We start from the raw sequence: 15,498 nt of genomic DNA, 5'->3' as shown, positions 1-15,498 counted from the left end.
ATGGCGCTGATGCGCACCAAAGATGGTCTGATCGCCTATAAGAGAAGCGGTGAGGGTCATCCTCTCGTGCTGGTGCACGGTGTCGGCGCCAATCTAGAAAGCTGGGACGGCGTTAGCCGCGAACTGGAAGGCAGTTTTGACGTTGTTCGTTCCGACCTGCGCGGGCATGGCCAGTCCGCGCGCATCGACTCGGAATATTCCGTCGAGAAGTTCGCCGCCGACATCGTTAAGGTGATGGACGAAGCGGGCGTGCGCAAAGCCCATCTGGTCGGCTTTTCGCTAGGTGGTCTGATCGCGCAGGAGCTGGCCTACTCCTATCCAGCTCGCTTCGAGCGTGTCGTTCTTCTTTCCGCCGTTGCTGGCCGCACACCGGCCGAACGGGAAAAGGTTGTGGCGCGCCTGCGGATGATCCGCGACGGTGGCATGGATGCAATCGTCGGGGCCGCGCACGACCGCTGGTTCACCAAGGAGTTTGCCGATCGCCACCCGGATGTAATCGAGCAGAGAATTGCCGAGCTCAAGGCTGTCCATGTGCCTTCCTATCTGGAGGCGTATCGGGTGTTCGGCCTTACCGAACTCGTGGATCGGCTTGCCGAAATCAGGCAGCCGACGCTGGTGATGACGGGCGAATTTGATCAGGGGTCGAATATCCGAATGGCCGAGACGATGCACCGGCTGATCCCTGATTCGGAATTGCGCATTTTGACCGGCCTGAAGCACAGCGTCCTGGTCGAGGCATCCAAACTGGTGTCCGACCACGTCCGCGAGTTTCTCTTGCGCCCACGCTGAAAATGAAGGGAAGACGAATGAACGAGACGTTATTTGAGCGTGGACTGGAGCGCCGCAAGGCGACGCTGGGCAGCGAATACGTTGAAAATTCACTGAGCAAAGCGACCGAATTTTCCAAGGGCTTTCAGGCGCTTGTTACAGAATATTGCTGGGGAGCTGCATGGGGCGACGACAGGCTGAATGCCAAGACCCGCAGCATGCTGAACATCGTGATGATTGCCGCGCTCAACCGCATGGATGAGTGGGAACTCCATTTTCGCGGCGCCCTTCGCAACGGTGTCACCCGTGATGAGCTGGACGCGCTGATAACCCATCTCACGATCTATTGTGGCGTTCCTGTCGGCGTCGAATGCCATCGCATCGCCAACCGCGTCCTTGCCGAGCGCGCAGCCGGCGGAGCGGAAAAATGACTGGCGTCTTGATCCGCAAGATCGTCGATTTCGTCGAGGACACGCTTGTCGAAGGGGGTCGCGCCGCGCCTGTTCCGCTTCGCATGGCCGCCTGCGCGGCGGTAATCCGTAATCCCTGGGCGGGATCGGCATTCGTCGAGGATCTTCAGCCGCACATTATGGAGCACGCCACGGCTCTCACGGACGCCCTCGTGCCTCGCCTAGTGGCGATCATGGGCGGTCCAGACCGGATAGAAGCGTTTGGAAAGTGCGCGGTGACCGGAACGGACGGTGAAGTCGAACATGCCGCCGGCCTGATCCACACGCTGCATTTCGGCAATGTCTTCCGCATCGCCGCCGGTGGAGATTCCTTTCTCCCCTTCACCAACAAACGTGCCGGCGCCGGCACCTCACTCACCGTTCCTTTGACCCACAAGGATGCCGAGAGGAAGGGTAGCCGCGCTCATTTTCTAACCGTGGAATTTACGATTCCAGACGCGCCTGCCCATGACGAGATCGTCATCGCGTTAGGCGCCGCGAACGGTGGGCGACCGCACCATCGCATTGGTGATCGGTTCAACGACATGCGGATCATGGGAGTCGATCAGGCCGGCCGGCCGCTGCCAGCCGAGAGCAGATAACGTGCAAGCCTCGGGTTCTCGTCCCGAGGCTAATAACGGCAATGCCGATAATATTGGGAACTGAACCTACGGAGGACTTGTCATGGATAGAAGGCAATTTATGGCCGCCGTCAGCGGCTTCGCAATCGTGGCCTCTTTGCCGACGGTAGCGCTGGCTCAAGATGCCCAGCCGGTCACCGGCGGCACGCTCAACGTCGGCTTCATCAGCGACGTTCGCACGCTTGACCCCCTTCAGTCGTCGCAATGGACCGAGCGCCAGATCCTTTTCCTGATATTCGATACGCTTCTCGAAACCGAGGCCGACTTCTCCCTGAAGCCCGCCTTGGCGAAAAGCTGGGAGTTTTCGGACGACGGCAAGCGCGTGATCCTGAAGCTGCAGGAAGGCGTGCAGTTCCATGACGGCACGCCATTTAACGCCGAGGCGGTGAAATGGAACCTAGACTCGCGTCTCGATCCGAAAGGCAACTCATCGCAGCTCAAGTTGCTGGAAGGCGTCAAGAATGTCGAAGTGCTGGACGAATTCACTGTCGCCATCGACATGAAGGAACCCTATCCGCCCCTGCTGGCGCTGTTTGCCGACCGCGCTGGGCTCATGGCGTCACCGGCGGCGGCCAAGAAGAACGGCAGCGACGTCGGTTCCAACCCTGTCGGGACCGGTCCGTTCGTTTTCGGCGAATGGGTCCGCGGGTCGCGCATCGCGCTCACCAAGAACGCCAGCTATTGGCAGAAGGGAATGCCCTATCTCGACGGTATTATTTTCCATGACATTCCCACGAACGTCGTCGGCATTCAGCGCATGGCCATCGGCGAACTGGATTTCATCAGCCAGCTTGATCCGCTGGATACGCGCCTTTCCAAGGCCAGCCCGGATATCGAGCTTGTGCCATCGAAGGGTGGCGTCTGGTATTCCTACCAGTGGCGGTGGGACGCCGAGCCATACAACAAGCCGGAACTACGCCAGGCCATAGCGCACGGCCTCACCCGCGACCGCCTCAACCAGATCATATGGGCTGGACAAGGCAAGATATCCGATAGCTTCACGCCAGATGGCCTCTGGTGGACGCCGACCGATCTGGTGCACTACGAATACGATCCGGAAAAGGCGCGCAAGATCGTGGCTGATTCTGGCCTGAAGGGCACCACCATCAAGCTTGCGGCGCCAAGCGGCGATACGCTTCGACGCTTCGCCGAGCTTGCCAAGGAAGACCTTGACGCGATCGGCCTCAACATTGAGCTCGATCCGGTTCCGCAAAGCGACTACTACGCCAAGGCGGTTTCCGGCGAGATACGCTTCACGCCTATGCGCTGGACGCAACGGGCGGATCCCGATGGCCTTATCCACTACCTCTTCTCCAGCAAAGGCACCGCAAATTCCACGGGCTACAAGAATCCCGACGTGGACAAATGGATCGATGAGGCGCGGGTAATTTCCGACCAGGCTCGCCGCAAGGAACTGTACGAGAAGATCCAGCGTCAGATTTCTGCCGATCTGCCTTACATGCCCGTCGGCTTCAGCGTCGAATTCAACGCCATGCGCAACACCGTCAAGGGGTTTGCTCCGATGCCGGATGAAATCCCGCGGTTCCGTTATGTTTGGAAAACGCAGGCCTGATCGTCATGCTTTGCCGCGGCGTGGTGCGCCGCGGCTTCTGGCGCGGGTGGAACCTTATCCCGCCTGCAACCGGTGGAAAGGATTTGATCGCCATATGACCGCCGCCCATCAGATGCGCACCAACCGCCCGCTTTGCGAGACGCGCGCCCGGAGCCGTTCGTTCAATCCCCTCGCGATGCACTGAGGTCAGAAATGCTTGCGCTTGTACTTTCCCGCATAGCGATCATGGTTCCGAACGTTATCGTTCTGACCTTTCTGCTGTTCACGTCGGTTACGTCCTTTCTGGGGACACCGGCGGCGATCATGCTGGGAGAGAACGCGTCCCCTCAATCGATTGCCGATCTCAACGCGAAGCTGGGCTTCGACCAGCCCATCCTGTCGCGTTACTGGAACTGGATCAGCGCGGCATTGTCGGGCGACCTGGGTCGATCCTACTCCACCCAGCAGCCTGTCGCGCAAATGATCGCGGATGCTCTTCCTCTAACGCTCGAGCTGGCATCCTGGGCGATCCTCATCGCATTCCTGGGGGCCACGCTAATCAATTCGGCTACGTTCATGAAAAAGCTGGTGGACCGGCTCACCGCCGCCATAAGCATCGTTGGCATCACTGTACCGAATTTCTTTCTCGGACTGCTGCTGATCTACCTGTTTTCGGTTCAGCTACGCTGGCTGCCGACGACCGGATGGTCGCCGTGGTCACGGGGCGCTGGGCAACATCTCATCCACATGATCCTGCCCATTATCACGCTTACGACCTTCTATTTCAGCTCCTTCACGCTCGTCTACAAGGCCGAATATCAGTCGGTGAAAGGCAACCTTTACATCCAGGCCGCGCGGTCCAAGGGGCTGTCGGAGGCGCGCATTTCCTACCGGCACATTCTGCCCAACAGCATATTGCCCTTGATCACCTATGCCGGACTTTCGCTTGGACAACTGGTAGGCGGGGCGGTCGTGACCGAAACCGTCTTTTCCATGCCAGGCATGGGCCGGCTGCTGGTCGAAGCGATTTCGTCCCGGGATTTTCCGGTGATGCTGTCGGTGGGAATGGTGATCATCGTCGGCGTGATGATCCTCAACCTTGTGGCGGACATCACCTACAGCCTCGTCAATCCGCTCGTGCGAACATCGGCTTAGAATCCAATGAGAAAACTTCCGTTCCGATTGGTCCTTGGCCTGACGCTTCTGGTGATCATCACATTGATCGCGGTGTTCGCGCCCTTGATCGCGCCACTGCACCCGACCGCTACGACGATCAATGTCCTCGGGCCGCCTTCGGCTGAGAATATTCTTGGCACGGACCAACTGGGCCGGGACGTGCTGTCGCGCGTCATCTACGGGACAAGGGTTTCGTTGCAGGTGGGTGCTTCGGCGGCGATCGTGGCTGTGCTGATCGGCGCGCCCATTGGCCTGATCGCCGGGTTTTTCCGTGGCTGGGTCGATTTTGTCCTGGTCCAGATAATCGACATTTTCATCGCCTTGCCGGGGCTCGTTCTCGCATTGATCATCACCGCCATGCTCGGGCCATCGGTGGTCAACCTGGCGGTCACGCTGGGTGTCGTCACTGCGCCGACGGTCGCCCGCCTGGTTCGTGGCCAGGTTTTCGTTGTCCGGGAAATGGTCTTCGTGGAAGCTGCGCGTGCCACGGGCGCAAGCTCTTTCTGGATCATCCGCCATCATATCATGCCAAACACGATGCGCGTGGTGTGGGCGCAGTTCGCAATCAATGTGGCCTTCGCGATCTTCACCTCCGCAAGCCTCAGCTTCCTGGGGCTGGGCGTGCCTCCGCCGGCTCCGGATTGGGGCGGCATGGTGCGCGACGGTTCGATGTTCCTGCCGATCCTGCCGCTGCTCAGCTTGGGGCCGGGTGCTGCGGTCGCCCTTACCGTTTTCACATTTTATCTAGTCGGGTCGAGCATGAACGAGGCCGCGTCCCGCAATGATCGCTGATTGGAGCAGGGAAATGACGTCTAGCCAGGTCGAGCCGCCGCTGCCGGCATTCATAGAACAACGCCTGCAGGAGTTCGCGGGTCCGGAAGGTGCGTTGAAGGCGCGGCGATGGATGCGGCCGGCCGATGTGTTGATGCGCGTCGAGAACCTTCGCTGCTTCAAGGCTTCGCGCGTCAGTTTTGCCGATATGCTGCTGCGCAGGATCGTTCGCGAACGCTGGCAGATAAGAATGATCTCGGCGGAGTGCGACGATGACGGCGCGGCGAGATTTGTCTACCGGATCGACGCGGAAGGCCATTCCTTCTCCTATATCGCCCGAGCATATCCATGGGACGGAATCGAAAAAGTCGGACGCCGCTCCGACGGCGCGGATCGCGACATGTTCGGCGCGCTCTTCGTCAATCTTGCCAGCCAACAGCGTATCCAGCGGGAATTTGAAACCTTCGACATCAAGGCTGAAGGCCAGATGCGCACGGATTCGGATGTGGTCGGCTGGACCCCCGCCAATCGCAGCAGCCGGCATTTCGACGCCGTCGTCGAAGCATTGTCCCGCGGCGAACAGCCTGCCCCAGAGCTTGGCATCGCCTACCTCATGCGGAACGGTGGCTTTCAAAGCAGTGGCAGGAACGGCACGGTTTCCTATCCCGGCATTCCCGAGGAGCACCCGCTGGCGCACCCGTTCTTTGCGGACATCTTCGCGATCTACCTGGTTCGGCTTGTCTCCATCGATCTCGTCAATGCCGTGGCGCGGCGGCGCAATTCGGACGCGGCGCAGCTCGACATCGCGATCGCGCGCGGGCTTGGAATAGGCAACTCCTCAGGTCAGGGGATGTGTGTAGCCCTCCAACGCTGGCCGCATTGGGTCGCCACCTGGGTGACCGTGCGCGAGGCAGCGCTTGGCTACGCAAAAAGCCTGCCGGTCGAAGCGGGAAGCATTGCACTTGTCCGCAGCTCGATAGAGAGCACCATACGTATCTATGCGCAGACTGACCCACAGACGCAGGACTATGTGGCGGCTAACGAAACCATCATCGAGAACTTGAAACGCATTTCGGCAAGCCTGCGCGAAGGTCAGTGGCATTGCTGGGGCGACGTTGCTGCGCACGTCGCGGAGGTCATGGATGGCGAGACCAGTGAGCAGTTTCACAGCTTGCTTCTCGACGTAGTGCCGGACTTCTGTGACGCCATCGCGCCCTATTTCCAGATCGGCGCAGGCCGCAAGCGGCAACTTCAGCCAGCAATGAGGATCGGTGAACTGCGCGAGATCCTGCGCAGAAATTACGTCTGGGCCTTAACTGCCGACCGTACGCTCGCCGAAACGCACCAGCATTTCTGGTACCATTCGATCGACAATGGCGAACAGAGACGCGGCGAGAGAATCGTCGATCCGCACGAGCGTTTCGAATCCTTCATCGATCATATCGGACTGATCCAGAGGCTGGCGGCAGTGCTGGTCAGCCGTGATGATAACGAGCACGTCGGCGATGTCGTCCTCGACCATCCGGATCTGCACTACGCCATGTCGCGCGTGCAGTATCTGGATGGCCTACCCTACGCCGAAATACGGGATCCGCTCGCGCATCGCGATTTCGTCCCCGCCGAGCTCATACGTTTTTTCCTTGCGTCGCTGGGCATTCGTGGCTCGACGCCGCTCAGCATCCGCTATGTGCGGGGCACTTTCTTCCAAGATCAGCCGCTGCCTTCGGAAATCCTGACGCCTGACAGGCCGAGTCCCCAGCTTCGCAAGCATGACAATGAGGTTGCCCTGTGAGCATGACCACCGTTGCATATTCCGAACTGACCCGCATCCTACCATGGTCGCTTAGAGCTCTGGGGTATGCGTTCGGCACCGCTGATCGGGGGGCTCATATCGTGGCAGCGGGTGCAGCACTCGATCCGGCTGTTCTGGACGATATCCGTCAGGCAGGCCCGCGGCCCTCTCATGGCTTCAGCTATCACAAGTCGAACGGCCTCACGATGCTGGATGCCGCTGGCATTTCATTTCTGGAAACCGGACCAGCCGCAGTCGATGCTCTCGCCGCCCATGTAAGCGACGCCAAATGGGAGCTATGTCGGATATCTTCGGCGACCGAGTTGTCGCTTGTTCCGGCCACGCTGATCGGCGCGATGAACTACAATCTCTCTTCTATCGGTATCGTCGCCCGCGACGGAACCTTCGACTGGCTGTTGGCTGAACCGGATCCAAGGGGTGTGCTGTATTCGGGCCAAGGGGAAGATACCCTAGCGGCGCTCCTCGGCGGCGAAACGGCAGCCTTGAAATCGATCGACGCCGCCAGGCCGGCGCCGGGGTGCGCGCTTCTCATGGTCAGCGCCCGCAGACCTGAACTGAAGGCGTCCGGATGCGCTGCCGTTCGGCCTGGGGCGAAGATCGCCTTGGCACACAACAAGGGTATTCCCGTATCGCGCGAGACACTGGATGCGCTGTACGGGCTCGAAATGCTCACCTGGGCTCCAACGTCGGAGCGCTCCCGCTCGCAGGCGGGCTTCACTGTTGCACCGGCACCAAGCTCATGAATGAACCGATATCCAATCCGGTGGTTGAGGTGAACGGCCTCAGCGTCGCTTTCGGCAAGCATCAGGTGGTGCATGACGTCGATCTGGCCATCCATGCCGGCGAGACGCTGGCGCTTGTCGGCGAGTCGGGATCCGGCAAGAGCGTCACTTCCATGACGATAATGGGACTGCTTGCCGGCAATACCCATGTGAGCGGTTCGGTCATTGTCGATGGCCAGCAAGTGGTGGGCGCGTCGACATCGACATTGCGGCAGGTGCGTGGCGGCATTGCCAGCATGATCTTCCAAGAACCGATGATGAGCCTGAATCCGGTGCTGCAGGTCAGCACCCAGATCAAGGAAATGCTGCGCCAGCATCGACCCTTGAGCGATGCCGAGGCGCGGGAGGAGGGCATCCGGCTTTTCGACCGCGTTCGCATTCCGGACGCGCGGCGGCGGTTCAACGACTATCCTCACATGTTCTCCGGGGGAATGCGGCAAAGGATCATGATCGCCATCGCCTTGGCGTGCTCGCCGAAGCTGCTTATCGCCGATGAGCCGACAACAGCGCTCGATGTGACGATACAGGCACAGATCCTCGACCTCCTGGACGAGGTCCAGCGCGATACCGGCACCGCGATCCTGTTCATCACGCATGACATGGGCGTAGTGGCCAACATCGCCGACCGCGTCATGGTCATGCACAAGGGACGTGTGGTGGAGATGGGAGCAGTAAAGGACGTTTTCGAACGTCCGCGCGAGGACTATACGAGGATGCTGATCGACGCGGTCCCGCGCTTGGGGCAAGGCGTGGCCCGCACCTACCGCGCGCCTGCCAAGGATGCTGTGCCCAAGCCGGTTTTGAGCGTGCGCAACCTGGTGACCCGGTTCGATGTGCGTGGCGGAGCAATGCGCCGCAAGGTTGGGCGTCTCCATGCCGTCGAGGGTCTAAGCTTCGATATCATGCCTGGAGAAACGCTGTCGCTTGTTGGCGAGTCCGGCTGCGGTAAGTCGACCACCGGCCGCAGCATCCTGTTTCTCAATCCGCCGGATTCCGGCGAAGTGGTCTTCGACGGACGCACGGTGCGGCGCGACAACAGGTCCGATCTTTCGGACCTCCGACGCAACGTGCAGATGATCTTCCAGGATCCTTTCAGTTCCCTGGACCCGAAGCAAAACGTCGGTGCAATCCTGGCAGAGCCCCTGCTATGCCATGGGTTGGCGACCAAGGCCAAGGCTTTGGAGAAGGCGAAACATCTTCTGGAGCGTGTCGGCCTCGAACCGTCGATGATAACCCGTCTTCCGCACGAGTTTTCCGGCGGTCAGCGCCAGAGAATTTGTATCGCCCGGACCCTGATGCTCGACCCGAAGGTCATCATAGCCGACGAGGCCGTCTCGGCGCTCGACGTTTCGGTCAAGGCCCAGGTGATCGACCTGCTGCTTGAGCTGCAGGAGGAACTACGGCTGTCATACCTCTTCATCAGTCACGACATGGCTATTGTCGAACGTGTCAGCCACCGCGTGGCTGTCATGTATCTTGGCGAGATCGTGGAGATCGGGCCCAGCCGCGAGGTGATAGGGAATCCGAAACATCCTTATACCCAAAAGCTGATGTCGGCGGTGCCGGTCCCAGAGCCGACCGCCGACAGGCACCGCTTGATCGGCAAGCCGGTGACCGAATTGCCGTCGCCCATGCGGTCGCTCGATTTCATTCCGCCGAAGCGGCAGCCTCGCGTGGTTGGACCCGACCACTTCGTGATCGAGTGACAGGCTCTAAAGGGCGCTTCAGATGGACGCCTTTGGACGAATCCGAGCAAGGCGCTTCCCTATACCGATGGAGAATTCGATGAACACATATGCTGAGCAGTTCCAAATTGGAGTGAAGGCGGCGTCCTTTTTACGACAGGACAAAAAACTCCTTATCGATGGAAAATGGGTGCCGGCTCGGTCCGGGAAGGTTTTCGACACATATGATCCGGGCACGGGACGCGTAATTGCGCAGGTTCCGGAGGGCGACACCAAGGATATCGACATGGCCGTCAAAGCTGCCCGGCGGGCCTTTGAAGAAGGCCCATGGAGCCGCATCACGCCCAGCGAGCGTGGACGTCTCATCTGGAAACTCGCGGATCTGCTGGAACAGAACGCCGATGAACTGGCCGAACTGGAGGTTCTCAACAATGGCAAGCCGCTTGCCAATGCTAGGAATTCAGACGTTGCGCTCAGCGTAGATATGTTCCGCTACATGGCGGGCTGGGCGACCAAGATCACGGGGGAAACCATTTCGATCTCGGCGCCGGACAAGTACCATGCCTTCACCGTGCGTGAGCCGGTCGGGGTCGTCGGGCAGATCATTCCGTGGAATGCGCCACTGCTCATGCTGGCCTGGAAGGTCGCTCCGGCGCTGGCCACCGGCTGCACGATCGTGCTCAAGCCGGCAGAGCAGACCCCGCTGACAGCGCTGCGCTTCGGCGAACTGGCCCAGGAGGCCGGCATTCCCGCTGGCGTGATCAACATCGTGACCGGTTTTGGGCCGACGGCGGGCGCGGCGATCGCCTCACACCCGCAGATCGACAAGGTTGCCTTTACGGGTTCCAGCGAAATCGGTCGTATAATCGTCAGGGCCGCCGCTGGCAATTTGAAGAAAGTGTCGCTCGAACTGGGAGGGAAGTCGCCCGTTATCGTCTTTCCCGATGCTGACATGTCGGTTGCCATTCCCGGTGTCACGCAGGGCATTTTTGCCAATAGCGGCCAGGTCTGCACTGCGGGATCGCGACTGTTCGCCCATAAGAAAGTGTTTGACCAGATCGTGGATGGGATCGGCCAGCGGGCCGGGAATATCCGGGTCGGCCATGGCCTCAGCGAAGGCGTCCAGATGGGCCCCGTCATTTCCCCGGTCCAGTGCAACCGCGTAATGGACTATATCGAGCAGGGCAGGAGCGCCGGCGCAACGGTGGCGTTTGGCGGCACGCGGATCGGCAACGAAGGCAACTTCATTGCCCCCACGGTGCTGACCGATACCCGACCCGACATGGCGGTGGTGCAGGAAGAGATTTTTGGTCCCGTCCTGTGCGCCATGAGTTTCGATGACGACGACCTGGAACAGATCGCCCGGCAGGCGAATGACAGTATCTTCGGGCTTGCCGGCAGTGTCTGGACGCGGGACCTGAGCGTCGCCCACAAGATGGTACGGCGAATTCGCGCCGGCCGGATTGGGGTCAACGTACACGGTTCGGTTGATGCGGCGATACCCACCGGCGGCTTCAAGCAATCCGGCTGGGGCAGAGAACGGGGACAAGAAGGGCTGAACCTTTACACGGAGACCAAGTCGGTGATTATGTCGCTTTGAAGGGCTGCCAAAAACGGCATTGTGGGGCAGGGATGTCGCATTTCTATCGCTCCAAATAAACGATCACACCGGACAATTGGCTAATTTTGCTTCTATCAACCCGTCGCGCCGCCCGACCAGCATCGCTCATTGTCCATGAAAAGGAAGAAAGCCCGGCCAGGCGTGGCAGCCAGCTAAAGCTTTTCAGGCTTGGCGATGACTTTCGACGCATTCACGCCGGCTCTGATATTTCCCGAGCAGCGAACCATTCGGACCGTCGACCGTGTTTGCAGGGTAGTGCGTGAGTAGTATCGGACACATAGAATGTGAAATGCGACATCGCCTAAGCGATAGCAGTCATAGTTCGCGCACCTCTTGAACCAGACCGTCTACGATAACTCTTATCTTAGCCGGCAGAGCCTTTGTACGCAGCCCAAGGACGTTGACCGTCACCTCGCCGCCGGACATCCCATCCAGTTCGGTCAGCAGCTTTCCATCGCGAATGTCATCTTGAACTATCCATAGTGGAACCTGCCCAAGCCCGTGTCCCCTACTGCCATCCGCACCGTCTCGAAATCCTGGAGTTCATGTTTGACGGAAACAGCATGCCATGCGATCGAGCCGGATCTTGCTGAGCATCTCGAGCATGGCTGGCCGTTCGCAGAAGCGGACCGATCAACCTATTACACCCGACGGGGCGAGGTGGGTTACACGGACTTCCCTGCATATCGATCGGCAGCGTTGCACGCGGAGGTATGCTGACCGAGGCGGGTCGCGCAGGCAAGGAATACGGTTTGGAGGGGATCCACGTCGGCCACGTCATCGTCGATGGTGCCGTCGACGGCCACAAAATCCGCCGACGCTTTCCAGACGACGACTCGCGCCGTGACCGGTTGCTCGATATCGAGGGCGTCGTGGAATGCTCCGCCTTCCTCTATCGGCAGCACCACAAGGCTTGGTCGTTCGAGGTCGACGTCCGAACGTCCTTGCAGCCTTGGTGAGCTCTCGGTGGCGGAAACTTAGCGGCCTTTGAAGTTTGCAGCTCGGCGCCGACCAAAAGGCTATGCCACCGCATGCCGCGCCGGTCGAATGCGCGAACGCGGCCCAACTCGTACGTTGGAAATAAACGACCGCTGCTGCCCCGAAGGCTCGGATGGACCTTGTCAGGAAACGACGTTCCACTGTCCTGATCCACAGGATCGGGTTCGTTGTCCAAAGCAGGGTCCAGCGCGATATATGGACAAGCCGTCCGATAAATCGCCTTGGAGAGCGACCATGCGACTGCCGTGGCACCTCTCACCGAGGCACGAGCGAGAAAGTCCGCTTCACGGCAGTCGCATCGAACAGGCGTGATGCGTCACCGGCGAGCGCCAAGTCGCCGACGCAGAGCGTGACATTCGAGGCTTCGCCCCAGGTCGGCCGAGAGTGCAACAGGGCCGTCCTCGACAACAAGGTCCACCCATCGGCGGTAGCAGTCATGACGAGCCGAGCGCAAGGAGAATGACATGACTTCCAGCAGCATCGTTCGTCAAGATAACGGAGAGCGAACTCATTCAACAATGATGGCTTGGCGCGTGCACGAGTTCGGGCCACCAGAGATCATGAAGTACGAGCGCGTTCCGCGGCCTGATCCTGGCCCCGGCGAGGTCCTCGTCAAAGTTGAAGCCGCCGGCGTCGGACCGTGGGATGGTTGGATCCGGGCGGGCAAGAGCGCCTTACCGCAACCGCTCCCTCTCACGCTAGGCTCGGATCTCTCCGGCGAAATCGTCGCCAAGGGGTCCGGAGTTTCAGAACTGCGTGTGGGAGATCAGGTTTATGGCGTTACGAATCCGCGGTTTATAGGGGCCTACGCCGAATACGCAGTGGCTTCCGCTGAGATGGTGTCGAACAAGCCGACGTCGCTAACCTATGCTGAAGCCGCCTCTGTTCCTGTCGTTGCCGTGACGGCATGGCAGGCGTTGTTTTACCACGCGCAGCTCAAAGCCGGTCAAACGGTTGTGATCCACGGGGCGGCGGGAAATGTCGGCTCGTATGCGGTTCAATTGGCGCGTGAGGCGCACCTGCAAGCGATTGCGACTGCAGCGACGGACGACATTACTTTCGTACGCGATCTCGGAGCAAACACGGTCATCGACCACCAGACCCAACGCTTTGAGGAAAAGGTTAGGGACGCGGACGCTGTCATCGATCTGGTCGGCGGCGAGACGCAGAACCGCTCGTTCCAGGTCCTTCGTCGAGGCGGAAAGCTGATTTCGGCTGTGTCAAATCCGGATCAGAAACTCGCAGAACGCCATGGCGTTGAAGCCTCCTTCTTCCTGGTCAACGTCACGAGGCAGGACCTGGCGGAGATCGCCTGTCTCGTCGACGGTGGAAAACTGAGAACCAGGGTGGGGGCGGTCTTGCCGCTCGCGGACGCGCGCGAGGCGCATTTGATGTTGGAGCGCGTGCGGACTCCACCGAAGGGAAAGATCGTGCTCGATGTCGGAGCGAGATGATCGATCAAGCCTCGTCGTTGCACTCGCGAGCCCCGATTTGCCCACTTCCAAAGCTAGTCTTGAAGGACCAAGCAAATGACTAAGCTAAATCTCTCCAATGCCCTCGTCATTCCCGATTCTTTGCTCGCGAAAGAGGCGACAGATATCCTACGCGAGCACGCCAGCGATCTGCTCTTCAATCACTCGATCCGCGTCTACCTTTTCGCAGCTGAGCAGGGTCGTCAGAGGAAACTGCGCTTCGACTCTGAACTCCTCTACGTGGCGGCCGCATTTCATGATCTCGGCCTTATCAAGAAGTTTTCGAGCCCAGACGAACGCTTTGAGGTCGATGGCGCAAATGCCGCCCGACAGTTTCTAAACGTCCACAACATTGCTGAAGACCAGGTGCAGACCGTGTGGGAAGCAATCGCGCTGCACACCACCCCCGGCATTCCCCGATATATGGGCGCCGAAGTAGCGCTACTCAACTCAGGTGTTCTTCTCGATGTCATCGGAGTGGGCTTCGATCAGTTTCCCGTGGAGCTGCGTGAGGAAATCGTGGTCAAGTACCCGCGGGCAAATTTCAAAGAGGGCTTTATCCAGGAGTATTTCGCTGGCTTTGCGCATAAGCCCGCGACGACGTATGGCACCGTTAACGCGGCCGTCTGCGAACGTTTCATGCCGGGATTTAAGACTCCCAACGCATGCGACTTGATCGCCGCGTCTCCGTTCCCGGATTCCGCACCGCAGAACTCAACATGATGACGAGGACGTATCCCGTGCTCCAGGAGCTTGATCGCGATTGCGGGCGGGCTGCCGACGATGAATCGCTGATCTCTCCCAGGTGGTTAACTCTCGGCGCATTTGCCGCGCGCCGGACCCCAATCGTTGGTGGGAAATTGAGCTGCTTGCCTATCTTGCCTCTCGGTCAGCGCGGCGCTCCGACCGCCCGGGCAATGCCGGTCCGGCTTTTGGCGACTGGCCCGCTGGGGGCTGATAACCGGGCAGCAAGCCGCTGGTGGCGCTGGCGCCAGAATGGGCGCCCTGAGCGTATTGGATGCCGCTGCGGGTGCTCAGGTCATTGCCGGCGGCGCGACGGAGCGGATCGGCTGGGGGCTGCGGGATCAGTCTGGCGGCGCTGCTCTCTATGCTGCTCAAGGAAAGAAGCAGGTTAAAGCGACCGTGATATCGTGACGATGGCTTCGGACGTGAACCGTAGCGGTGACAATCAGTTCGGCCCTGGGTCTTGTTTGAACCAAGCGTGAGACATTAAAGAAAAAGTGCGATGATGTTGATCAATGGATCTGCCAATCGGATTAGTGCGCTGTCAAGAGCAATGCGAACGGCCTCCGTCCCACTGATAGCAACGGCGATCGCTCTGGGAGCTTCGCCCGTGATGGCACAGGACCGGGAGCAGGTGAGAATGGCCTTCGAGCACTCACTGCCGAATGTCGAAGGAACGAGAATAGTTGCTGTGACCGTGACTTATCCTCCGGGAGGCAAATCGCTCGCTCATCACCACGCAGCCTCGGCATTTATTTACGCCTACGTGCTCTCCGGGGCTATCCGCAGCCAAGTCGGCGATGAGCCGGCGAAGATCTATCATGCAGGTGAAGGCTTCTACGAAATGCCGGGCTCACATCACCGCATCAGCGAGAACGCGAGTGAGACCGAGCCAGCCAGCCTATTGGCGCTCTTCGTTTTGGACTCGAAGGACAAGCCCTTGACGACGCCTGACAAGGCGGCAGGATCACAATAGTAGCGCGACAAACTCGCCTGTCGCCGCGACGACTTTTTTGGCCGGTATA

At 59.8% G+C, this 15,498-nt stretch carries 15 protein-coding genes; all 15 read left to right on the top strand.

The window, feature by feature from the left end; genetic code table 11:
• Window positions 1-789, top strand: coding sequence for an alpha/beta hydrolase (locus tag EOC83_RS29710; RefSeq protein ID WP_063170544.1), 789 nt, complete (start codon window positions 1-3; stop codon window positions 787-789).
• 17 nt (window positions 790-806) lie between these two features.
• Window positions 807-1,199, top strand: coding sequence for a carboxymuconolactone decarboxylase family protein (locus EOC83_RS29705; RefSeq protein ID WP_063170543.1), 393 nt, complete (start codon window positions 807-809; stop codon window positions 1,197-1,199).
• A complete protein-coding gene (locus EOC83_RS29700; RefSeq protein WP_063170542.1) occupies window positions 1,196-1,819 on the top strand; it encodes an amino acid synthesis family protein in 624 nt (207 codons plus the stop codon). Before EOC83_RS29705 ends, EOC83_RS29700 begins: the two co-directional genes overlap by 4 nt.
• A gap of 100 nt (window positions 1,820-1,919) precedes the next feature.
• Window positions 1,920-3,431, top strand: a complete 1,512-nt coding sequence (locus tag EOC83_RS29695; RefSeq protein ID WP_164762428.1) for an ABC transporter substrate-binding protein — start codon at window positions 1,920-1,922, stop codon at window positions 3,429-3,431.
• 192 nt (window positions 3,432-3,623) lie between these two features.
• Entirely contained in the window at window positions 3,624-4,565 is a 942-nt protein-coding gene (locus EOC83_RS29690) for an ABC transporter permease (protein WP_063170540.1), read from the top strand.
• Between the two features lie 72 nt (window positions 4,566-4,637).
• A complete protein-coding gene (locus EOC83_RS29685) occupies window positions 4,638-5,378 on the top strand; it encodes an ABC transporter permease (protein ID WP_244507023.1) in 741 nt (246 codons plus the stop codon).
• Window positions 5,379-5,490: 112 nt separating this feature from the next.
• Window positions 5,491-7,149: a hypothetical protein gene (locus EOC83_RS29680; RefSeq protein WP_127326008.1), complete on the top strand. Its 1,659-nt coding sequence runs from the start codon at window positions 5,491-5,493 to the stop codon at window positions 7,147-7,149.
• Window positions 7,146-7,913 carry a hypothetical protein gene (locus tag EOC83_RS32925; RefSeq protein ID WP_127224475.1) on the top strand — a complete coding sequence of 256 codons (768 nt, stop codon included), beginning with the start codon at window positions 7,146-7,148 and terminating at the stop codon, window positions 7,911-7,913. Before EOC83_RS29680 ends, EOC83_RS32925 begins: the two co-directional genes overlap by 4 nt.
• Window positions 7,910-9,658 carry an ABC transporter ATP-binding protein gene (locus EOC83_RS29675; RefSeq protein WP_063170536.1) on the top strand — a complete coding sequence of 583 codons (1,749 nt, stop codon included), beginning with the start codon at window positions 7,910-7,912 and terminating at the stop codon, window positions 9,656-9,658. The genes EOC83_RS32925 and EOC83_RS29675 overlap by 4 nt, the downstream gene beginning before the upstream one ends.
• Window positions 9,659-9,737: 79 nt before the next feature.
• Window positions 9,738-11,237, top strand: a complete 1,500-nt coding sequence (locus EOC83_RS29670; RefSeq protein ID WP_063170535.1) for an aldehyde dehydrogenase family protein — start codon at window positions 9,738-9,740, stop codon at window positions 11,235-11,237.
• Between the two features lie 734 nt (window positions 11,238-11,971).
• A complete protein-coding gene (locus EOC83_RS29660) occupies window positions 11,972-12,217 on the top strand; it encodes a hypothetical protein (RefSeq protein ID WP_063170534.1) in 246 nt (81 codons plus the stop codon).
• A 504-nt stretch (window positions 12,218-12,721) separates the two neighbouring features.
• Window positions 12,722-13,711, top strand: coding sequence for an NADP-dependent oxidoreductase (locus EOC83_RS29655; RefSeq protein ID WP_127224675.1), 990 nt, complete (start codon window positions 12,722-12,724; stop codon window positions 13,709-13,711).
• Window positions 13,712-13,786: 75 nt separating this feature from the next.
• Window positions 13,787-14,452, top strand: coding sequence for an HD domain-containing protein (locus tag EOC83_RS29650; protein ID WP_063170531.1), 666 nt, complete (start codon window positions 13,787-13,789; stop codon window positions 14,450-14,452).
• A 273-nt stretch (window positions 14,453-14,725) separates the two neighbouring features.
• Window positions 14,726-14,884 (top strand): hypothetical protein, encoded by a 159-nt coding sequence (locus tag EOC83_RS32920; protein ID WP_158515811.1) that lies wholly within the window; start codon window positions 14,726-14,728, stop codon window positions 14,882-14,884.
• A 142-nt stretch (window positions 14,885-15,026) separates the two neighbouring features.
• On the top strand, window positions 15,027-15,449 hold the full coding sequence (locus EOC83_RS29645) for a cupin domain-containing protein (RefSeq protein WP_063170863.1): 423 nt from the start codon (window positions 15,027-15,029) through the stop codon (window positions 15,447-15,449).
• Window positions 15,450-15,498: the final 49 nt, after the last annotated feature.

This window comes from Mesorhizobium sp. Primo-A, assembly GCF_003997175.1.
Classification (GTDB): domain Bacteria; phylum Pseudomonadota; class Alphaproteobacteria; order Rhizobiales; family Rhizobiaceae; genus Mesorhizobium; species Mesorhizobium ciceri.
Note: the sequence above shows the minus strand (reverse complement) of the source record. Positions and strands in the feature narration are given on the sequence as shown.

Excerpts from the sequence above, each read along its gene's own strand:
- EOC83_RS29700 (WP_063170542.1), top strand. The coding sequence starts at position 1,196 with ATGACTGGCGTCTTGATCCGCAAGATCGTCGATTTCGTCGAGGACACG.
- EOC83_RS29655 (WP_127224675.1), top strand. The coding sequence starts at position 12,722 with ATGACTTCCAGCAGCATCGTTCGTCAAGATAACGGAGAGCGAACTCAT.
- EOC83_RS29710 (WP_063170544.1), top strand. The coding sequence starts at position 1 with ATGGCGCTGATGCGCACCAAAGATGGTCTGATCGCCTATAAGAGAAGC.
- EOC83_RS29680 (WP_127326008.1), top strand. The coding sequence starts at position 5,491 with ATGCGGCCGGCCGATGTGTTGATGCGCGTCGAGAACCTTCGCTGCTTC.
- EOC83_RS29695 (WP_164762428.1), top strand. The coding sequence starts at position 1,920 with ATGGCCGCCGTCAGCGGCTTCGCAATCGTGGCCTCTTTGCCGACGGTA.
- EOC83_RS29705 (WP_063170543.1), top strand. The coding sequence starts at position 807 with ATGAACGAGACGTTATTTGAGCGTGGACTGGAGCGCCGCAAGGCGACG.
- EOC83_RS32920 (WP_158515811.1), top strand. The coding sequence starts at position 14,726 with ATGGGCGCCCTGAGCGTATTGGATGCCGCTGCGGGTGCTCAGGTCATT.
- EOC83_RS29670 (WP_063170535.1), top strand. The coding sequence starts at position 9,738 with ATGAACACATATGCTGAGCAGTTCCAAATTGGAGTGAAGGCGGCGTCC.
- EOC83_RS29645 (WP_063170863.1), top strand. The coding sequence starts at position 15,027 with ATGCGAACGGCCTCCGTCCCACTGATAGCAACGGCGATCGCTCTGGGA.
- EOC83_RS29690 (WP_063170540.1), top strand. The coding sequence starts at position 3,624 with ATGCTTGCGCTTGTACTTTCCCGCATAGCGATCATGGTTCCGAACGTT.
- EOC83_RS29675 (WP_063170536.1), top strand. The coding sequence starts at position 7,910 with ATGAATGAACCGATATCCAATCCGGTGGTTGAGGTGAACGGCCTCAGC.
- EOC83_RS29650 (WP_063170531.1), top strand. The coding sequence starts at position 13,787 with ATGACTAAGCTAAATCTCTCCAATGCCCTCGTCATTCCCGATTCTTTG.
- EOC83_RS29660 (WP_063170534.1), top strand. The coding sequence starts at position 11,972 with ATGCTGACCGAGGCGGGTCGCGCAGGCAAGGAATACGGTTTGGAGGGG.